The organism is Acidovorax sp. 107 (assembly GCF_003058055.1).
Classification (GTDB): domain Bacteria; phylum Pseudomonadota; class Gammaproteobacteria; order Burkholderiales; family Burkholderiaceae_C; genus Acidovorax.
This window is the reverse complement of the sequence record NZ_QBTZ01000001.1, coordinates 2,615,170-2,631,965: the sequence shown is the minus strand read 5'-3', so window position 1 is coordinate 2,631,965 and position 16,796 is coordinate 2,615,170. Positions and strand designations below refer to the sequence as shown.

Genomic DNA, 16,796 nt, shown 5'->3' with positions numbered 1-16,796 from the left:
CCCGCCGCGCTGGGGGCGTCCCCCTCCCGCGTAGCGAGAGAGGGGGAAGGCGCCGTAGGCGACTCAGGGGGTGTTGCTCACTGTGTCGCCAGGCTCAAATCCGCACGCGGGGTCCACTTTTCGGGCGGTTTGCCCGACTTGGGGGCCGCCACAAAGAGGCGTTCCACCGGCAGCTTTTGCGCCACCAGGTACGCGCGGATCGCCTGGCCGCGCTGGGTGGCCAGCTCGGCGGCCATGGCCTCGGTGGCGGGCTGGTGGGCCAGCAGCAGGGCTTCCATCTCGGGCACGGTGAGGTCCTTGGCCAGGCCGACCAGGTTGCGCGGCTTGGGGATGTCGGCGCGGCGGTATACCTCCTTGAGCAGGGCGGGGTACTCGGTGGCCGACACCGGGGCGGTATCCGCCGGGTTGGCGCGGCGTTTTTCAGCCAGCACCAGCTGCTGCAGGTGCTCACGCTGCAGGCCTTCGCGTTCGTCCGGCAGGCTGGCCGTGCCGGTCACGGTGATCTTGAGTGCGGGGCGGTCGGCCAGGGCCTTGGCCACCTTGTCCAGGCTCTGCTGCGCCTCGGGCGTCAGGGTGGCACTGCCGGGGGCAAAGGGCACATGGTTCATTTCCTCGCCACCACCAAAGGCGCTGGCCAGCAGGCTGAAGGGCGAGGTCAGCGCCTTGCCGATGAGGTTGATGATGATCTTGAAGATCACCGGGCCGATGCGGAACTGCGGGTCGTTGAGCGAGCCGCTGATGGGCAGGTCCAGGTCGATCACGCCCTGGCGGTCGGCCAGCAGGGCCACGGCCAGCTTCACGGGCAGGCTGTTGGGTGCGCCCTCCACGGGCTCGCCAAAGGTCAGCTGGTTGAGCACCAGACGGTTGCTGGCGGTGAGCTGGCCATTGGGCAGCACCTTGTAGTTCACGTCCATGCTGAGCTTGCCGCGCTCGATGCCGTGCCCGGCGTACTTGACGGAATACGGTGTGAGCGGGGGCAGCTCCAGATCGCGCACCTTGCCGGTGATGTCGAGCGCCAGTGGTTTGGCCAGCGGGTTGAGCTTGCCGGTGACTTCCAGCGATGCCGAGCCCTCGGCGCGGCCGCGCAGCTCCAGGTCGGCCAGCACGGGATCGCCGCCGCGCGCTTCGGACGAGAACGCGCTGAGCTTGCCGGTCAGCTCCGACAGGTCGGCCGAGTAGTTGGGCTTGATGAAAAAGTCCGAGAACAGCACCTTGCCGTTGACCAGGCTCACCGGGCCAAACACGACCACGGGGGCCAACGGGTCGGCCTGGGCCACGGTTGCAGAGGGGGCGGATGTCGCTGCCGATGCAGTGGCGGCGGGCGCCGATGCGGCAGGGGTGGCCGCACTGGCCGCAGCGCTGGCCGCATTGGCAGCCTGGGCCTCGGCCGGGGTCTTGGCAATGTCGCTCAGGTTGATGCGGCCCGCCTCATTGATCGTGATGCGGGCAAAGAAATCGACCAGGCTGGTTTCCTTCACCTCCACGCGCGGCGCGGTGCCGGGGGTGGTGGCCACGGCCAGGCCGCGCAGGTTCAGGCTCTTCCAGGCCAGCAGTTCCTCACCCACCTGGGCCTCGGTCTTGGGGGTGAAGGCGGCCGTGCTGTTGGCCCGCAAGTCTTCGACCACCGCATCGCCGCTCAGGCGCAGGCTGACTCCCTTGTCCGTCTGCGCCAGCGCCACCTGGCCCCGGTAGCCCACGTCGGCGCGCAGCAGCTCCACCGACAGCTGACTGGCCAGGTAGCCGTCCAGTGCGTGCACCGGCAGGCGGGTGGCGTCGAGCTTGCCCTGGGTGGTCAGCGGTTGCAGGGCCAGCGTGCCCTGGTAGTCGATCGTGCCGGGCGCCGCCTTGTTGCTGCCCTTGCCCGGCGCGGCGGCGCGGGCGGTGAGCGTGAAGGCCTCGGGCTTGCTGCCGTCGCTGGCCAGGTTGCGGGCGGTGATGCCCAGGGCCGCCAGGTCCAGCGCCACGGGGCGCGGCTGGGCGTTGTCGGCCAGGGTGACCGTGCCGCCCTGCACGGAGAAGTCGGCCACGCGCAGCTTCCAGGGCGCGGCATTGCTGGTGGGGGCTGGGTCAGCGGCTGCGGTGGCGCTGCCTTGCGCGGCGGGGGCGGCCTTCTCCGATTTCAGCCAGCGTTCAAACATCCAGCGGCCATCTGCGCCGCGCTCCACTGCCAGTTGCGGTTGGTTGATGGCCAAGCGCTCCAGCGTGGCGGTGCGTGCGTCCAGGGGCACTTCGGCGCCCGCAATCTCCAGCTTGCCCAGGCTGGCCAAGGTGGTCTTGCCCTGCTTGACGGCCAGTTGCTCCAGCGCCAGGGGGCCCGCCTTGAGCGTGACGCCCGTGGCGCCGGTCTGCGTGGCCTGTGGCGTGGGGGCTTGCCACAGCACACCCACATCGCCGCTGAGTTGGCCGGTCACCGTGGGCTCCAGCGCCTGGGCCAGGTAGGGCGCGGCCAGTTGCAAGGCCAAGGCGTTCAGGGTGGCGTTGACCTGGGCCTTCTGGTCCGTGGCTTCGCCAGTGAAGCTGAGCGTGCTGCCTTGCAGGTTGAGTCCACCTTTGAAGGTGAACGGCTTGGCATTCTCTTTGGCAAACGGCAGGGCGATGTCGGCGGCCTCCAGCGCAAATTCGGTGGCCTGCAGGGCGGCGGCAGGGCGCGTGGTGGCGTCGGCCCAGCGCAGGGTGCCGCCACGCACGGCGGCCGTGGCGACTTCGACCGCCCAGGCGGGGGCGGCTGTTTTGGCCTTGGCTTTGCCTTTGCCTTCACCCACAGAGGCGGAGGATGCAGGGGCGTAGGCTGTGCTGGCGCTGGCCACTGGAGCAGATGCAGCGTCGGCAGATGCGGTGGTCCTGTCCTTGGCGGGTGTTGCAGGCTGTGCAGGCGCCGCCAGTTGTGCCAGGTTGATCTGGCCCGCCGCATCGCGCGTGGCCGTGACCACCGGCGCCGTCAGCTCCACATGCTGCAGGCGCACGATCTGCTCCAGCGGGCGCACATCGGCCATGTCGATCTTCAGGCGCTCGTAGCTCAGCAGGTCGGCCCCTTGGCGGTCGGCCATGCGCACACCGCTGGCTTGCACGGTGCCGCTCAGCTTCACGGCCATGCGCGGGTGTTGCTCGAAGGCCACCTTCACATCCGCATCCAGCGTGGCGCTTTGCACCTTTACGGGCAGGTTGGCGGGCAGGTAGCCCAGGTAGGGTGCCAGGTTCAACCCATCCAGCCGAATCTGCGCGTCGGCTTTGCCGGTCTGTGCAAAAGGCGTGCCCTCGGCGGACGAGTCAAACCGGCTGCCGTCCAGCGTGAAGGCCAAGTGGGGCTCCACCTTCACCTCGCGCTGCGAGGGTAGGGTGCTGATGAAGGGCACTTTCAGCGTCAGCGCGCGCACCTCGTGGGTCTCGCTGATGGTGTTGTCGATGAAGTCGATGCTGCCGCCTGTGAGCGCCAGGTTGTACAGCGCCAGGCGCGCGGGGCCTTGGTCGGGCTCGGGGTCGCTCTTGGGCGCGATGACCTTGGCGATGATGTCGTCCACGTCGTAGCGGCCGTCGCCCAGGTGGGTGATGCGCAGCACCGGGTTGTCGATGGTGAAGGCATCCACCACAGGCGCCAGGCGAAACAGCGATTGCAGCTCGCCATCGGCATAGACGCGGCCAATGGTCAGTTGCGGGGGCGCACCGTTGGCACCCGCCACGGCCACGTCACGCAGGGCCAATTCGAGGCTCCAGGGCTGAAAGTCGATGCTGCCAATGGTCACGGCGCGGCCCAGTTGCTCGGACGCGATGCGCTCCAGCGGGCCCTTGACCAGCGGTGGAATGGCCAGCCAGGTGACCAGCCACAGGGCGATCAGACCCACCAGCGCGCGGACGGCGGGGCGGAACCAGCGGTGCTGGCGCAGGGTGGCAAACGAGACGGAGCGCAGGGAGATCGGCATGGCGGCAGGCAAGGGTAGGCGCCGCAGCCCCGGGAGGAAGAACCGGTCACCGCAGCCCGAGGGATGACGGGCCGGTGCTGCGCGCGGGCGCTATTGTCCCCGTTGTCCGCCTGCCTGCGTAAGCCAATGCAACCGGGGGCTGCGGTGGCTCAAGATTGTTGACAGTGGGGGCGGGCGCCGCTTACGGGGCGAAGCCCAGCACCACCCTGCGGGTGGTTGTTGATGCCAGGGCTTTTGGTGCGGCCTTACTTGCACTGCGTGCAAATGATTCCACCCCAAAGAAAAGCGCTCTTCGCTCCGCTCACTGGGCAAAGCCCAGCACCACCCGCCGGGTGGTGGCGCTTTTCTTTTCAATCTTTGTGACGACGATGCCGCCGATCTCCGACGTGTTGGCCACATGCGTGCCCCCACAGGGCTGCAGATCGATTAGCGGTGCGTCGCCTTCTCCGCCGATGCGGATGGTGCGGATGCGCCCGGTGCCGCGCGGGGGCTGGACGCTCATGCTCTTGACCAGTGCGGGGTTGGCGTCCAGTTCTTCGTCGCTGATCGAGGCCACGGTGAGCGGGTGCGCAGCGGCCACCAGGGTGGCGATGGCGGTGGTCAGCTGCTCCTTGTCTAGCGGGTCGGTCATCGCAAAGTCCAGCCGCGCGTAGTCGGGCGTGATCGAGCAGCCGTTGACCAGCTGCGGCACCACGTGGCACAGCAGGTGGCTGGTGGTGTGCAGGCGCATCATGCGGTGGCGGCGCTCCCAGTCGATGCGGGCGGTGACGGCCGTACCGGGCTTGAGCTGCGCCACGCGGTCTTCCTGACCGGGGGCGGGGACGTGGACGATGTCGCTGGTGGGGTTGCCTTCGGCGTCCTTGCCCTTGCGGGTGTCTGCAATGGTGATCTGCGTGCCATCTGCCAGCACCAGCACGCCGCTGTCACCGGCCTGGCCGCCGCCCAGGGGGTAGAACACGGTCTGGTCCAGCACGATGCCGGCATCGGTGACGGCGGTGATGTGGGCGCTGCATTCGCGCAGGTAGGCGTCTTGGCGGAAGAGGTCTTGGGTCATGGTGGCATGTTAGCGGCGCTGCGGGCCGTTTCCCAGACGCCAACAGCGCCGCTACCATGCACGCATGACTTCTGCCGCATTGACTCCCTTGCCCTCCCGCTTCTGGGCCGACTTGTCCACCCGTGATTTCGCGGCGCTAAAGGCCAGCGGGCGGGCTGAAGAGGTGGTGGCCGTGCTGCCCGTGGCGGCCGTCGAGCAGCATGGGCCGCACCTGCCCTTGTCGGTCGATGCGACGCTGCTGCAGGGTGTGATAGATGCCGCGCTACCGCAGCTGCCTGCGGATTTGACTGTGCTGTTCTTGCCGCCGCAGAACGTGGGCCTGAGCCCGGAGCACATCCGCTTTCCGGGCACGCTCACGCTGTCGCCCGCTACAGTCATTGCGCTGTGGACCGAGATTGGCGAGTGCGTAGCCCGCGCGGGCATCAAGAAGCTGCTGCTTTTCAACGGCCACGGCGGCCAGGTGAGCGTGATGGACATCGTGGCGCGCGAGCTGCGCACGCGCTGCGACCTCATCGTCTACAGCGCCAGCTGGTTCAGCCTGCCGCTGCCCGATGCGGTGGCGGGCCAGTTCAGCGCCCAGGAGCACCGCTTTGGCATCCATGCGGGTGAGATCGAGACATCGATGATGCTGCACCTGGCGCCCGCCACGGTGCGCATGGAACAGGCGCAGAACTTCCGCTCCACTTCACAAGACCGGTCGGAGCGCTACGCCATCCTGGGTAACGGCAAAAGCGCCAAGCTGGGCTGGCAGATGCAGGACTACCACCCAGCGGGTGCCGTGGGTGACGCGGCCGCAGCCACGGCCGACAAGGGGCGGGCGGTGGTGGACGCTGCAGCGCAGCAACTGGTGGCGCTGCTGCAGGAACTGCAGGCACTGCCGCTATCTACCCTGGCGAGCGGGCCTGACCTGGGTTGATTCGAGTTGCTATCTTATTGATAGCTTCTGGCGCATGATCCACTAGCGCAAGCGGCCTGAAAGGCTCAAAAAACCGAAATGTCGGCGCTCAGGCGTGCGTGACCCACTGCGCATGCTCCAGCTCATTGAGGTGCGGCAGTGTGTTGAAGGTCTGCAGCATCAATCGCTTGGGCGAGATGGAGAACTCCGTCACCGCGCTGTTGCGGATGCGCATGTTCAGCGCAATCGTCACTTCGGGCGCCGTGCCCAGCACCTCGCCCACGGCCGTGGAGATGGGGCCGCCGCTGCTGACCAGCAGCACGCTCTGGCCTGCGTGGTGGTGGCGCACATGGTCCAGTGCGCTGCGCACGCCGGCTGAAAATTCGTTCCAGCTGGGCATGCCCTGGGGGCTGATGACGCCTGCCATCCACTGCGCCAGCGCGTCGCACAGGATGCGGAAGTGCGCGCGGTAGCGCTCGGGCGTGTCGGCCGGGCCCAGGGGCTGGGGGTGGATGGCAGCGATCAGCGCGTGGCTGTCGTATTCGTTGAGACCCGGCAACTGCAGCGCATCGGGCGTGGTCTGCAGGCCTTCGGCAATGCCTTCCAGCGTTTGGGTGTGGCGGCGCAGCGTGCCGGTGAGGACGGCGTCAAACGCCATCCCGCGGGCTCGCCAGTATTCGCCCAGGCGCACGGCCTGTTCGCGGCCGCGGGGGCTGAGCACGTCGTAGTCATCTGCGCCAAACGAGGCCTGGCCGTGGCGCACGAGGTAGAGGGTTCCCATGCACCGGATTGTGATGAGCAAGGCGCAGGGCGCTTGTCGCTATTGCGACCGGTGCTATCAATTTGGGAGTTTTCGATGCTGCGCTGCAGCAGTTGCCGGGGTGTGCGGTGCCAGGGGCTCACCGAAGCATCAGCCCCAGCCACAGGCCGCACAGGGCTCCCATGCCGATCACGATGGCGCGCCCGCGCCAGCCGCCGCGTTTCCAGTAGTGGACCAGCCATCCCGGATGCCAGGGGCTGTCGGCCATGTGCATCTGGGGGAGGCGGTTGATGATGTTGTGGCGCAACGCCTCTTCGTCAAACAGGGCCTGGCCATTGAGCCGCAGAGGCACCGTGCCCAGGCCGATCAGCAGCTGCTGGCGCGTGCAGGTGACTTGATCGGCCGGGGCCTGGTAGTGCTTTTTGCCCACGCGGGCCTGCACCTGTTCGCCATCGGTGCCGATGCGGATGCTCTCCAGCGCCTTCAACCTGCGCCGCACGGCAATGGAGGGGATCAAGGGCAGCAGGGCCAGCGTCGCAAAGGCATAGGGCATCCAGGGTGCGCAGGCCTTGCCTGGGGCGCAGTCGTGTTGGTAGAACTGGGGCCAAGCCCAGTAGACCAGGGCCCCGATGGCCAGGAGCACGACGGCGTCCGTGACGAGCAACATGCGGCGGCGGGTGCGGGTGCTGCCGGGCAGTGCCTTGACCATGGTGACCTGGCCGCGCTCCAGGGCGGGCGCTGTGGTGGTCGCCGTGACGGTGGGTGCTGCCGAGGGGCCGGTGGGGGCGGTGTCGTCGTCTTCGTCTTCGGCCGCCGTTGCTGCCGGATCGGCCCGCCAGGCGGTGCCGCGCAACTGGCGCAATTCGCCCGCCTTCCAGGCCAGCCACAAGGCCACCAGCAGCAGCACGCCAATGCTGGACATCAGCAGCGTGGGCAACCGGCGCGACCACTGCGCCTGGTTGCGTGCGGCTTCCAGCTCGGCCTGGAAGCTGGCATCCCCAAAGGGCCCCAGCACACGGCCATACAGGTCCAGTCTGCGCACCAGGAAATTGCTCATGTCGGTCAGCAGCATGTGCTGCTGGAACAGGGTGATGGCGTTGGGGTCTTGTTTGGGGGCCAGGGGAATCACCCGCTCGGGCCGCAACTGCGGGTTCATGATGAGCAGGTCGGCGTTCTGCATGTTGGGGCCCGCCACCAGCACCCACAACTGCCCGCGCGGGTCTTGCGCCATGGCAAAGGGGAACGAGCGCCCGGGGCGCAAGTCGGGGTAGGTGATGGTGTGCGGTTGCCGTGCCGCCTTGCCGTCCGGGCCGGTGTGCAGCTGCAGGATCTCGTGACGGTTGGTGTTGGCCACCCACATCGACGGGCCTACCTGCAGCGTCTGGTTGGGGAAGCGCAGGCCTTCGGTCTCGGTACGCGCGAGAGTGTAGCGGGCCGTGACGGCATCGCGCCGGTACACCAACACCCGGTGGTGCGAGGCGTCCGACACGATGATCTCCGACTCATCGTCGCTCACGCGCACCCAGCGGTAGCTTCGGCGGCTGTCCAGCCCGGCCAGTTCCACGGGCAGGCACTGGCGCTGCTGCAGGTCGCAGCGGTGCACACGGCTGTCGTCATGCACCCAGAAGACCTGCGCTTGCGTGAACTGCAGGCTGGTCGGGCCGTCGGAAATCTTCAGCTCGCTCAGGGGAATCTGCTGCAGCCGCCGACCATTGGCGTCGAACTGGTGGAGTGCCCCGTGGCTTTCAAGCCAGAGGGTGTCGCCTTGCACCGCGGGCAGCCGGGGGCCGAAGGGCCCCGGGGCGGACAGCCCTTGGTACACGAACGCGAAAATCAGCAGGCACTGCAGCGCGATGACCGCGCGCAGGCCCCAGCGATAGCCGGACGGTGGTTGGCTTGCCATGGACACTCCCTCAACGGTTTTGTTATGTCACGGCCCCCGTGGGAGCCATGCGAGGGCATTGTCCAACAGACTGTCAGTGGCTGGCGAGGGTGTTGGCGAACATCGGGGCATCGACGTTGCCGCCTGTCAACGCCAGGCCCACGTGCTGGCCTTTCAGGGCATCGCGCTCTTGCAGGGCTGCCGCCAGCGCGGCGGCGCCCGCACCCTCGGCCACGTTGTGGGTGTCGGTGAAGATCGCACGCATGGCGGCGCCCACTTCGGCGTCGCTCACTTGCACGATGTGGTCGATGTGCGGGGCCAGAACGGCCAGCGCCTCGGCGTCTGCCACGCGGCAGGCCATGCCGTCTGCGAGCTGGGTGGTCACCGGTGCTTCGACCACGTGGCCGGCGGCCAGCGAATCGGCATAGGTGGTGGCATGGCTGCTGACCACGCCGACCACGCGCACAGAGTGCTGCAGCGCCAGCTTGGCGGCGATGGCCGAGCACGCGCCTGAGCCCTGGCCGATGGGCACGTACACCACATCGAGCTGCGGCACGGCGCGCAAGAACTCCCACCAGTAGGTGCTCACGCCGCGCAGCAGGTCGGGATGGAAGCTGGGCACCATGTGGGCGCCGCGCTGGGCCGCCAGCTGGATGGCGTGTTCGCGCGCTTCCTGAAAGTCGTCGCCGTGTTCGATGAGCGTGACGCCCAAAGCGCGCATGGCGGCGTTCTTCTCCACCGAGTTGCCACGCGGCACGACGATGGTGCAGGCCACGCCGTGGCGGCGCGCAGCCCAGCCCATGCTCTGGCCGTGGTTGCCGCGGGTGGCGCTGATGACCTCCTTGGGCAGCGCGCCGCGTTGCGCGAGCTGGTCAAAGTAGGTCAGGCCGCCCCGGATCTTGAACGCGCCCACGGGCGTGTGGTTCTCGTGTTTAAGCCAGCAGTCGGTGCCCAGGCGCTGGCTGAGCAGGCCCCAGCGGTACTGGGGCGTGGCGGCGAAGTCCCGGTACACCACCTGGGCAGCGGCTTCGATGTCGGCCAGGGTGGGCAGCAGGGCGGTGGGGTCGAGGCGGGTGTTCATGCGGCGGCTTTCTTTTCAGTCAACAATTTGAGGGCGAGCAGACCGAGGACGGTGCCCATGAAGTAGCGCTGCGCACGCATCCAGGCAGCGTTGCGGTTGAGGAACAGCGCCACGCGGGCGGCGCCCAGCACCAGCAGGGCGTTCACGGCGGCACTGGTGCCGATCTGCACGGCGCCCAGCGTCAGGCTTTGCAGCAGCAACTGGCCGCGCTCGGGGTGCAGGAACTGGGGGAAGAACGACAGGTAGAACATGGCCACCTTGGGATTCAGAAGGTTGGTCATGAAGCCCATGAGGAACAGCGTGCGCGGGCGGTCGTGCGGCAGGTTGCGCGCTTCAAAAGGTGCGGCTCCACCGGGCTTGATGGCCTGCCAGGCCATCCACAGCAGGTAGGCGGCGCCAGCGTAGCGGATGGCGTCGAACGCGAGCGGCACGGCGGCCAGCAGCGCGGTAAGGCCCAGCGCCGCTGCCAGCAGGTGCACAACAAAACCCAGCACCACGCCGGTCAGCGAGATGAGCCCGGCGCGTGGCCCCTGGGTCAGGCTGCGCGAGACGCAATACACCATGTTGGGGCCCGGCGTGAGCACCAGCACGAGGGCGGCGAGCGCGAAGAACAGCAATTCCTGCAACGAAAACAGCATGGCGGTTTACTCCTGGGGGGTGAACGAGGTGAGGGTGACGGGGCCCTGCGGCGTGCTGAGCTGGGCACAGAGGCGCGGTGCGGCGCCCGGCGTGACGAGGACGGAGGCGGCCACGCCCACGGCATTGCACGCCACCTGCAAGGTGGCGGCTTGCGGGTGCTGCAGTGCGAGTTGTTTCAGCTGCACGCCGCTGGCAGGCAGACTGTCGCAGGGGTGCACGGTGCCCCACTGGATGAGGGTGGGCAGGCATCCGTCCATCAGGCGCAGGCCGTCGTCGCGCACAGTGATCTGCCATTGCAGCAGGCCATGGGGCGTGGGGCGGCTGGCGGTGATGACGGCGCCGCGTTCAATGTCCAGCGCCGACATCGCTGTGCACGCGGCCGCGACGTCCGGCACGCTCGCCACCCAGTGGATGAGCTGCGGGCCATGTTGGGCCACCTGGGCCTGCAAATTGGCGTCATCCATGTCAAACCAGCGTCTTGCGCTAGCGGGTATTGCCTTGGTTGCTCCTGGGTTGATAGCAATGATCTCCAGGTAGGCGCGCGGATGCGCCGGGCTGGAGACGTTGAAGATGCGGTTGTGGGTGCCCATCAGCGGGTGTTCGCCGCCCGCCGTGGGGGTGATGCCCAGCGTGCGTTCGCACCAGTCCACACCACTGGCCAGGTCGGCCGCCAGCACGACCAGGTGGTCCACGCAAGGGGCGTGTTGGGTGGTCGTGGCGGTCACAGCAGCACCTCACCGGCCATGCAGGTGACCGAGCTGCCGCCGACCCAGAGGGTGTCTCCGTCCTGCTCCACAAACACCCGCCCGGCGCGGCCCAGGCAGGTGCCCTGGGCGGCCACATACTGGGTGGGGGCCAGCCCGGCGCCGATGAGCCATTGGGCCAGCGCTGCGTTCAGGCTGCCGGTCACGGGGTCTTCGGCCAGGCCGTTGTTGCCGGGGAAAAAGGCGCGCACTTCAAAGGCGATGCCTTCGGCGTCAGTGCTGCCGATGACGCCGACCTTGCCGCGCGGGCCCACCACGCCCACGTCCAGCTGGCCCAGGAGGCTGGCGTCGGGCTTCAGCGCCAGCACCTGCTCGCTGCTGCGCAGCATCACGCCCCGCCAGTTGGGTCCGTTGTCGCACCAGGCGTGGTGCAGGATGTCGCTGCGCGCCACGCCCAGCCCGCGCGCGATCAGCGCCACGTCCTCTTCGGCCAGCGGGCCGCTCTTGATGAGGGGCGGCGCAGCAAAGGCTAGGCGTTCGCCGTCTTGGCGCAGCGTGACCAGGCTCACGCCGCATTCCTGCACCACTTTGCCGACTGCCTGGGGCTGCCCGCCAGCCTTGAGCCATGCGTGGCAGCTGCCCAGCGTGGGGTGTCCGGCAAACGGCAGCTCAAGCCCGGGGCAGAAGATGCGCACGCGGTAGTCGGCACCGGCGGCGCGGCCTTCCGGTGTGGGGGGCAGCAGGAACGTGGCTTCGGACAGGTTGGTCCAGTTGGTGAAGTCCTGCATGGCTTCGGTGGTGAGGCCGGAGCCGTCCAGCACCACGGCCAGGGGGTTGCCCCGGTAGGGCGTGGCGGTGAACACATCGACTTGCTGGAACGGGCGTTGGTGCATGGGGCAGGTCCTTGAGAGCAAAAAAGCAATGGAGCGGGGTGGGCCGGGCACGCCGGGGGCTCACCGGGGGGTTGCCGGTGGGAACGGGTTGTCATTGGCTCGGCCCCCGTTGCGCGAAGGGCCCAGTTCGAATCAGTCGCGGGGATCAGCCACTGGGGTGTGGGGCAAGGCGGCGCGGGCTCATAGCAGCACCGTGCCTTCGATGCAGGTGACGGCGCGGCCGCCCACCCACAACTGGTGGTCATCGTCCTGGCGGATGTGCACGCGGCCCGCGCGGCCCAGGCATTCGCCCTGGGCCACCAGGTAGCTGCGGGGGGCCAGGCCGTCGGCAATCAGCCATTCGGCCAGGCTGGCGTTGAGGGTGCCCGTCACCGGGTCTTCGGGGTTGCCCATGGGCGCGGCAAACGCGCGTACCACCACGCCGGGCTGGGCGGTGTTGCTGGCGGCAGGGCCCACATGGATCACGCCCACGTCCTGGCCCAGGTCCTTCAGGCGGGCGTGGTCGGGGCGCAGGCCCAGCACCGTGTCGGCGCTGTCGAGCAGCAGGCCCAGCCACACGGGGCCGTTGTCCAGCATCTGCGCACCCAGAATCTGCTGCGGGCGCAGGCCCAGGGCGCTGGCAATCAGCGGCACCAGCGCGGGGCTGGGGGCGCTGCGCTTGAGCGGGGGCGCGGCAAACGCCAGCGTGTCGCCGCTCAGCGCAATGCGCACCAGGCCCAGTGCGCATTCCTGGATCACCATGCTGTCTTGCTGCGGGCGGTGGCCCGCTTGCAGCCAGGCGTGGCAGGTGCCCAGCGTGGGGTGGCCCGCGAAAGGCAGCTCGCCACTGGGGCTGAAGATGCGCAAGTGGTAGTCGGCCCCGGCCGCGCGCCCGGCGTCGGTGGGCGGCATCAGAAAGGTGGTTTCCGACAGGTTGGTCCAGGCCGCAAAACGGCGCATGTCGCTGTCGCTCAGGCCGTCGGCATCCAGCACCACGGCCACGGGGTTGCCGTAGCCGGGGCGGTCGCTGAACACGTCGATCTGCTTGAAGGGGCGCTGGTGCATGGAGAGGCTCACGCGAGAGGCTGATCCAACACGCCCCGGGCGCCGGGGCGGGTGCTGACCGTGTTGTACCACCGCTCCAGATGGGGGTGTGCAGGGCGATCTTGCGGCAGGCCCCACCAGCGGTGGATCTCGCAGCCCACCGGGATGTCGGCCATGGTAAACCGCTCACCCGCCATGAAGGGCTGGCGCGCCAGGTGGGCATCGAGCATCGCCATCAGCGGTTCGGTCAGTGCGACCGATGCGGCGATGAGCGCCTCATTGCGCTGCGCGGCAGGGGTGCGAATCCACTGGAGGAACGCATCACGCCCGGCGGGGTTGAGCGTGGTCTGTTGCCAGTCCATCCACTGTTCGGCCACAAAGCGCGTGGGCAGGTCTTCGGGGTACAGGTTGCCCAGCGAATGCCGGGCGCACAGGTAGCGCATGATGGGGTTGGACTCCCACAGCACTACGCCCGTGTCCTCGTCCTCGATCAGCGGCACCAGGCCGTTGGGGTTGAGGCCCAGAAAGCGCGCCTCGCGCACGATGCCGTACTGGCCGCCCGCGTCGGTGCGCTGCACCGAGGGCAGGCCCAGTTCCTGCACGGCCCACACGACCTTGCGCACGTTGATGGACGACAGGCGACCCCAGAGCCTCAGCATGCCGAATCAGCCCTGGTGCTCACGAATGGCCGCAGCCAGCGCGGCGATGCCGGTGGCGATCTGCTCGACCGTGGAGGTCACGAACGACAGGCGCAGCGTGCGCTGGTCGGCGTTGTCGGCATAGAACGCGGCGCCGGGCACAAAGGCCACGTTGCGCTCCACCGCCTTGGGCAGCAGCTCGATCGCGCTCATGCCTGCGGGCAGGCGCACCCACAGGAACATGCCGCCGTCGGGACGGTTCCAGTGCACGTCCAGGCCAGCCATTTCCTTCGTCAACGCGGCCAGCATGGCCTCGCACTGCTGCTTGTACAGCGCGCGGATGGTGGGCACGTGGCGGTCCAGGAAGCCGTCCTTCATCACCTCGGCCACCAGGCGCTGGTTGTAGCCAGGCGTATGCAGGTCGGCCGCCTGTTTGGCTTGCAGCAGCTTGGGGTACACGGCCTTGGGTGCCACCACAAAGCCCAGGCGCAGGCCGGGGGCCAACACCTTGGAGAAAGAGCCCATGTAGATGCAGCCCTCGGGGTTGCGGGCCGTGAGCGGGGCGGGCGGCGGGGCGTCAAACCACAGGTCGCCGTAGGGGTTGTCTTCCACCAGGGGCAGGTTCAGCTCGGCGGCGGCGGCCACCAGCTCGGCGCGGCGCGCGTCGCTCATGGTGCGGCCCGTGGGGTTCTGGAAGTTGGGCAGCACGTACAGGAAGCGCGCCTTGCTCGCACCCGTGCCCACCTTGGCCTTCAAGTCGTCGATGAGCACGCCTTCGTCGTCACTGGCGACCGACACCACGTTGGGCTCCATGGGCGTGAAGGCCTGCAGCGCGCCCAGGTACGTGGGGGTTTCGACCAGCACGCGACTGCCTTCGTCGATGAGCACCTTGGCAATCAGGTCCAGCGCCTGCTGCGAGCCGGTGGTGATCAGGACCTGCTCGGCATCCACGTCCCAGGGCAGGAAGTCGGCAATCGCCTGGCGCAGCGGGCCGTAGCCTTCGCTGGCGGCGTATTGCAGGGCGCCCGGGCCGTCGTTGGCCAGCACGGCGGCCGAGGCGGCGGCAAAGGCCGACACCGGGAAGGTCTTGGGCGATGGCAGGCCGCCCGCCAGACTGATGATGCCGGGCTTCTCGGTGACCTTGAGGATTTCGCGGATGACCGAGGGGTTCATGCGCTCGGCGCGGCGTGCCAGGGTCCAGGTGCTGGGGGTGGGAAGGTCGTTCAGTTTCACTCTCGTCTCCTGCGGGCGGCCGCCTGGGCCGCTACGGTTGCAAAGTTGTTGTCAAAAAATGGGTGTGCAGCAGCCCTGGCGGGCGTGTTCACATCTTCTTAGTCCACGATGAACAGGGTGGCGCCCTGGGCTGAGGTGGACCGATGGGGTTCTGCATTGTCCGCCACCTGGTAACTCATGCCGGGCGTCAGGGTGTACTGGCGGCCGTCGGCCAGCTCGGTGTGCAGCTCGCCACTCAGGCACAGCAGCACATGGCCCTTGGTGCACCAGTGGTCGGACACATAGCCGGGCGTGTACTCCACCATGCGCACGCGCATCTCGCCAAAGGTCTGGGTGCGCCAGAAGGCCTGGCCGGCTTCGGCGCCTTTTTCTTCGCGCGGAATGGCCGCCCAGTCGGTGGTGGCAAACGGGATGTGTTGCATTTTCATGGCTGGCCTTTCACTGCGCGCACAGGCATCTTCTTTCCGACGAACACGGTGGCAATCACAGCCAGCGCAAACCCCAGGGTGACGGCATCAAGCCGCTCGCCCAGCAAAGGCACGGCAAACAGCATGCCCAGGAACGGCTGCACCAGCTGTACTTGGCTCACGCGCACGGTGCCCCCGAGGGCCAGGCCCCGGTACCACGCAAAAAACCCCAGCCACATCGAAAACACGGCCACGTAGGCAAAGCCCCACCAGGCCGAGGCCTGCAGCGTGCCCTGCGGGCGGGCGATGAATGTGGCGGGCAGGGTGATCGGCAACGCGATCAACAGCGCCCAGCAGATCACATGCTCGGCCCGCATGCGCTGCGACAGCCGCGCGCCATACCCGTAGCCCACGGCAGCACAGGCCATGGCGGCCAGCAGCAGCGCGTCGGCCGGGTGCAGGGCCAGCCCTGCGCTGCCCGAGCGCAGCAACGCAAACCCCACCACCAAACTGCTACCAATGGCGGCGCAGATCCAGAAGCCTGCCGACGGGCGCTGCCGGTGCAGCAGCGCGCCCACAGCGGCGGTGGCCAGCGGCAACACCCCCACGATCACGCTGGCGTGCACGGCCTCCACATAACGCATGGCCACCGAGGTGAACAGCGGAAACCCGAACACCACCCCCGCGGCCGTGATGGCCAGGGGCCACCAGTCTTCACGCCGGGGCCAGGGCGCACGCGTGGCCAGCAAAAACAGGGCCGACAGCCCGGCAGCCACCACCGCCCGTCCCAGGGCAATGAACACGCCCGACATCTGTGGCGCTTCGGGCGTGCCGACCGCCATGCGGGTCATGGGCAGGGTCAGTGCGAAGATGGTGACACCCAGCAACCCCAGCCACAGGCCCTTGATTTCTTCGGGCTTCATAGCGTCAGCATCCACAGTGCAGTTGCCACCAGCACCAGGGCCAGCAGGCGGTTGAACCACAGCAGGCGCGCGCCCTGCGCCAGCCACTGGCGCAGCAGCGAGCCCACCAGCGCATAGACAAAATTGCTGGAGAAGGCAAACACCATCATCACACCGCAGATGATGGCCAGGCGCTCCCCCGGGTTGGCGGCAGGCTGGCCGGCGGCGTTGACCACCCATCCGGCACTGAGCGTGAGCGCCAGCATCCAGGCCTTGATGTTCACGAACTGCAGGCCTACGCCCTGCCAGAAGGTGACGTTGAGCCGCGCGGGGTCGATGGCGGTGAGCTGGCCAGCGCGGGCCAGCTTGAAGGCCAGCCACAGCATGTAGGCCACCCCGAGCAGCGTGACCGCCCAGCGCAGTGCGGGCACGCCCGTGATCAGGGCCCCCAAGCCCAGGCCGCTGCCCAGCATGAGAAGTGTCCAGCCTGTGGGCACGGCCAGGCAAAACCGCAGTGCGCGTTTGAGGCCCAGGTTGGCCGCCAGCGCGGTGGACAAGGTGGTGTTGGGCCCTGGCGAAAAACTCATGGCGGTGCAAAACAGCAGCAGGGCGGTGAGTTCGGCGACGCTCATGGTGGGGTGCGGGGATAGGTAGGGGGCTTGTCGGAGGTCTGCCTCCAATGTAATCTTGCTACCAGTACACGACCAGTACAGACAGTCGGGGCAGTTGCAAATCTGTATTGCCCGGCAAAACAATACACACAGGCGC

The 16,796-nt window shown here is 68.2% G+C and carries 15 protein-coding genes; 1 reads left to right on the top strand and 14 read right to left on the bottom strand.

The annotated features are described in order from the left end of the window. Nucleotides 1-77 precede the first annotated feature (77 nt). Nucleotides 78-3,917, bottom strand: a complete 3,840-nt coding sequence (locus C8C99_RS12320) for a DUF748 domain-containing protein (RefSeq protein WP_108625901.1) — start codon at nt 3,915-3,917, stop codon at nt 78-80. A 301-nt stretch (nt 3,918-4,218) separates the two neighbouring features. After that, nucleotides 4,219-4,971, bottom strand: coding sequence for an alanyl-tRNA editing protein (locus C8C99_RS12315; RefSeq protein ID WP_056648157.1), 753 nt, complete (start codon nt 4,969-4,971; stop codon nt 4,219-4,221). A 64-nt stretch (nt 4,972-5,035) separates the two neighbouring features. Here C8C99_RS12315 and C8C99_RS12310 point away from each other — a divergent pair, with 64 nt between their 5' ends. Then, entirely contained in the window at nt 5,036-5,887 is an 852-nt protein-coding gene (locus C8C99_RS12310; RefSeq protein WP_056648160.1) for a creatininase family protein, read from the top strand. Between the two features lie 88 nt (nt 5,888-5,975). Here the strand turns inward: C8C99_RS12310 and C8C99_RS12305 are convergent, their stop codons facing one another. The 12 genes from C8C99_RS12305 to C8C99_RS12250 all read right to left on the bottom strand — a co-directional run bounded on the left by C8C99_RS12305 (nt 5,976) and on the right by C8C99_RS12250 (nt 16,660). Then, nucleotides 5,976-6,647 carry a histidine phosphatase family protein gene (locus C8C99_RS12305; protein ID WP_056648163.1) on the bottom strand — a complete coding sequence of 224 codons (672 nt, stop codon included), beginning with the start codon at nt 6,645-6,647 and terminating at the stop codon, nt 5,976-5,978. A 118-nt stretch (nt 6,648-6,765) separates the two neighbouring features. After that, nucleotides 6,766-8,529, bottom strand: coding sequence for a hypothetical protein (locus C8C99_RS12300; RefSeq protein WP_108625900.1), 1,764 nt, complete (start codon nt 8,527-8,529; stop codon nt 6,766-6,768). Between the two features lie 73 nt (nt 8,530-8,602). Then, on the bottom strand, nt 8,603-9,589 hold the full coding sequence (locus C8C99_RS12295) for a threonine dehydratase (protein ID WP_108625899.1): 987 nt from the start codon (nt 9,587-9,589) through the stop codon (nt 8,603-8,605). After that, the gene (locus C8C99_RS12290) at nt 9,586-10,227 is read right to left on the bottom strand and encodes a LysE family translocator (RefSeq protein WP_056648172.1); all 642 of its coding nucleotides are present in this window, start codon (nt 10,225-10,227) and stop codon (nt 9,586-9,588) included. Before C8C99_RS12290 ends, C8C99_RS12295 begins: the two co-directional genes overlap by 4 nt. A 6-nt stretch (nt 10,228-10,233) precedes the next feature. Then, nucleotides 10,234-10,953 carry a VOC family protein gene (locus C8C99_RS12285; protein WP_056648175.1) on the bottom strand — a complete coding sequence of 240 codons (720 nt, stop codon included), beginning with the start codon at nt 10,951-10,953 and terminating at the stop codon, nt 10,234-10,236. Further along, nucleotides 10,950-11,825 carry a PhzF family phenazine biosynthesis protein gene (locus C8C99_RS12280; RefSeq protein WP_056648176.1) on the bottom strand — a complete coding sequence of 292 codons (876 nt, stop codon included), beginning with the start codon at nt 11,823-11,825 and terminating at the stop codon, nt 10,950-10,952. Before C8C99_RS12280 ends, C8C99_RS12285 begins: the two co-directional genes overlap by 4 nt. Nucleotides 11,826-12,005: 180 nt before the next feature. Beyond that, a complete protein-coding gene (locus C8C99_RS12275; RefSeq protein WP_056648179.1) occupies nt 12,006-12,869 on the bottom strand; it encodes a PhzF family phenazine biosynthesis protein in 864 nt (287 codons plus the stop codon). An 8-nt stretch (nt 12,870-12,877) separates the two neighbouring features. After that, nucleotides 12,878-13,507 (bottom strand): glutathione S-transferase, encoded by a 630-nt coding sequence (locus C8C99_RS12270; RefSeq protein WP_056648184.1) that lies wholly within the window; start codon nt 13,505-13,507, stop codon nt 12,878-12,880. A 6-nt stretch (nt 13,508-13,513) separates the two neighbouring features. Next, nucleotides 13,514-14,719, bottom strand: coding sequence for a PLP-dependent aminotransferase family protein (locus C8C99_RS12265; protein ID WP_199226387.1), 1,206 nt, complete (start codon nt 14,717-14,719; stop codon nt 13,514-13,516). Between the two features lie 98 nt (nt 14,720-14,817). After that, nucleotides 14,818-15,147, bottom strand: a complete 330-nt coding sequence (locus C8C99_RS12260; RefSeq protein WP_108625898.1) for a DHCW motif cupin fold protein — start codon at nt 15,145-15,147, stop codon at nt 14,818-14,820. Then, nucleotides 15,144-16,049: a DMT family transporter gene (locus C8C99_RS12255; RefSeq protein ID WP_108625897.1), complete on the bottom strand. Its 906-nt coding sequence runs from the start codon at nt 16,047-16,049 to the stop codon at nt 15,144-15,146. Before C8C99_RS12255 ends, C8C99_RS12260 begins: the two co-directional genes overlap by 4 nt. Beyond that, nucleotides 16,046-16,660, bottom strand: coding sequence for a LysE family translocator (locus C8C99_RS12250; RefSeq protein ID WP_108625896.1), 615 nt, complete (start codon nt 16,658-16,660; stop codon nt 16,046-16,048). The genes C8C99_RS12255 and C8C99_RS12250 overlap by 4 nt, the downstream gene beginning before the upstream one ends. Nucleotides 16,661-16,796: the final 136 nt, after the last annotated feature.

What these genes read in the sequence shown, in the direction of transcription:
- C8C99_RS12260 (WP_108625898.1), bottom strand. Translation starts at nt 15,147, where the DNA reads ATGAAAATGCAACACATCCCGTTTGCCACCACCGACTGGGCGGCCATT.
- C8C99_RS12290 (WP_056648172.1), bottom strand. Translation starts at nt 10,227, where the DNA reads ATGCTGTTTTCGTTGCAGGAATTGCTGTTCTTCGCGCTCGCCGCCCTC.
- C8C99_RS12320 (WP_108625901.1), bottom strand. Translation starts at nt 3,917, where the DNA reads ATGCCGATCTCCCTGCGCTCCGTCTCGTTTGCCACCCTGCGCCAGCAC.
- C8C99_RS12280 (WP_056648176.1), bottom strand. Translation starts at nt 11,825, where the DNA reads ATGCACCAACGCCCGTTCCAGCAAGTCGATGTGTTCACCGCCACGCCC.
- C8C99_RS12295 (WP_108625899.1), bottom strand. Translation starts at nt 9,589, where the DNA reads ATGAACACCCGCCTCGACCCCACCGCCCTGCTGCCCACCCTGGCCGAC.
- C8C99_RS12300 (WP_108625900.1), bottom strand. Translation starts at nt 8,529, where the DNA reads ATGGCAAGCCAACCACCGTCCGGCTATCGCTGGGGCCTGCGCGCGGTC.
- C8C99_RS12250 (WP_108625896.1), bottom strand. Translation starts at nt 16,660, where the DNA reads ATGAGCGTCGCCGAACTCACCGCCCTGCTGCTGTTTTGCACCGCCATG.
- C8C99_RS12310 (WP_056648160.1), top strand. Translation starts at nt 5,036, where the DNA reads ATGACTTCTGCCGCATTGACTCCCTTGCCCTCCCGCTTCTGGGCCGAC.
- C8C99_RS12270 (WP_056648184.1), bottom strand. Translation starts at nt 13,507, where the DNA reads ATGCTGAGGCTCTGGGGTCGCCTGTCGTCCATCAACGTGCGCAAGGTC.
- C8C99_RS12255 (WP_108625897.1), bottom strand. Translation starts at nt 16,049, where the DNA reads ATGAAGCCCGAAGAAATCAAGGGCCTGTGGCTGGGGTTGCTGGGTGTC.
- C8C99_RS12275 (WP_056648179.1), bottom strand. Translation starts at nt 12,869, where the DNA reads ATGCACCAGCGCCCCTTCAAGCAGATCGACGTGTTCAGCGACCGCCCC.
- C8C99_RS12305 (WP_056648163.1), bottom strand. Translation starts at nt 6,647, where the DNA reads ATGGGAACCCTCTACCTCGTGCGCCACGGCCAGGCCTCGTTTGGCGCA.
- C8C99_RS12315 (WP_056648157.1), bottom strand. Translation starts at nt 4,971, where the DNA reads ATGACCCAAGACCTCTTCCGCCAAGACGCCTACCTGCGCGAATGCAGC.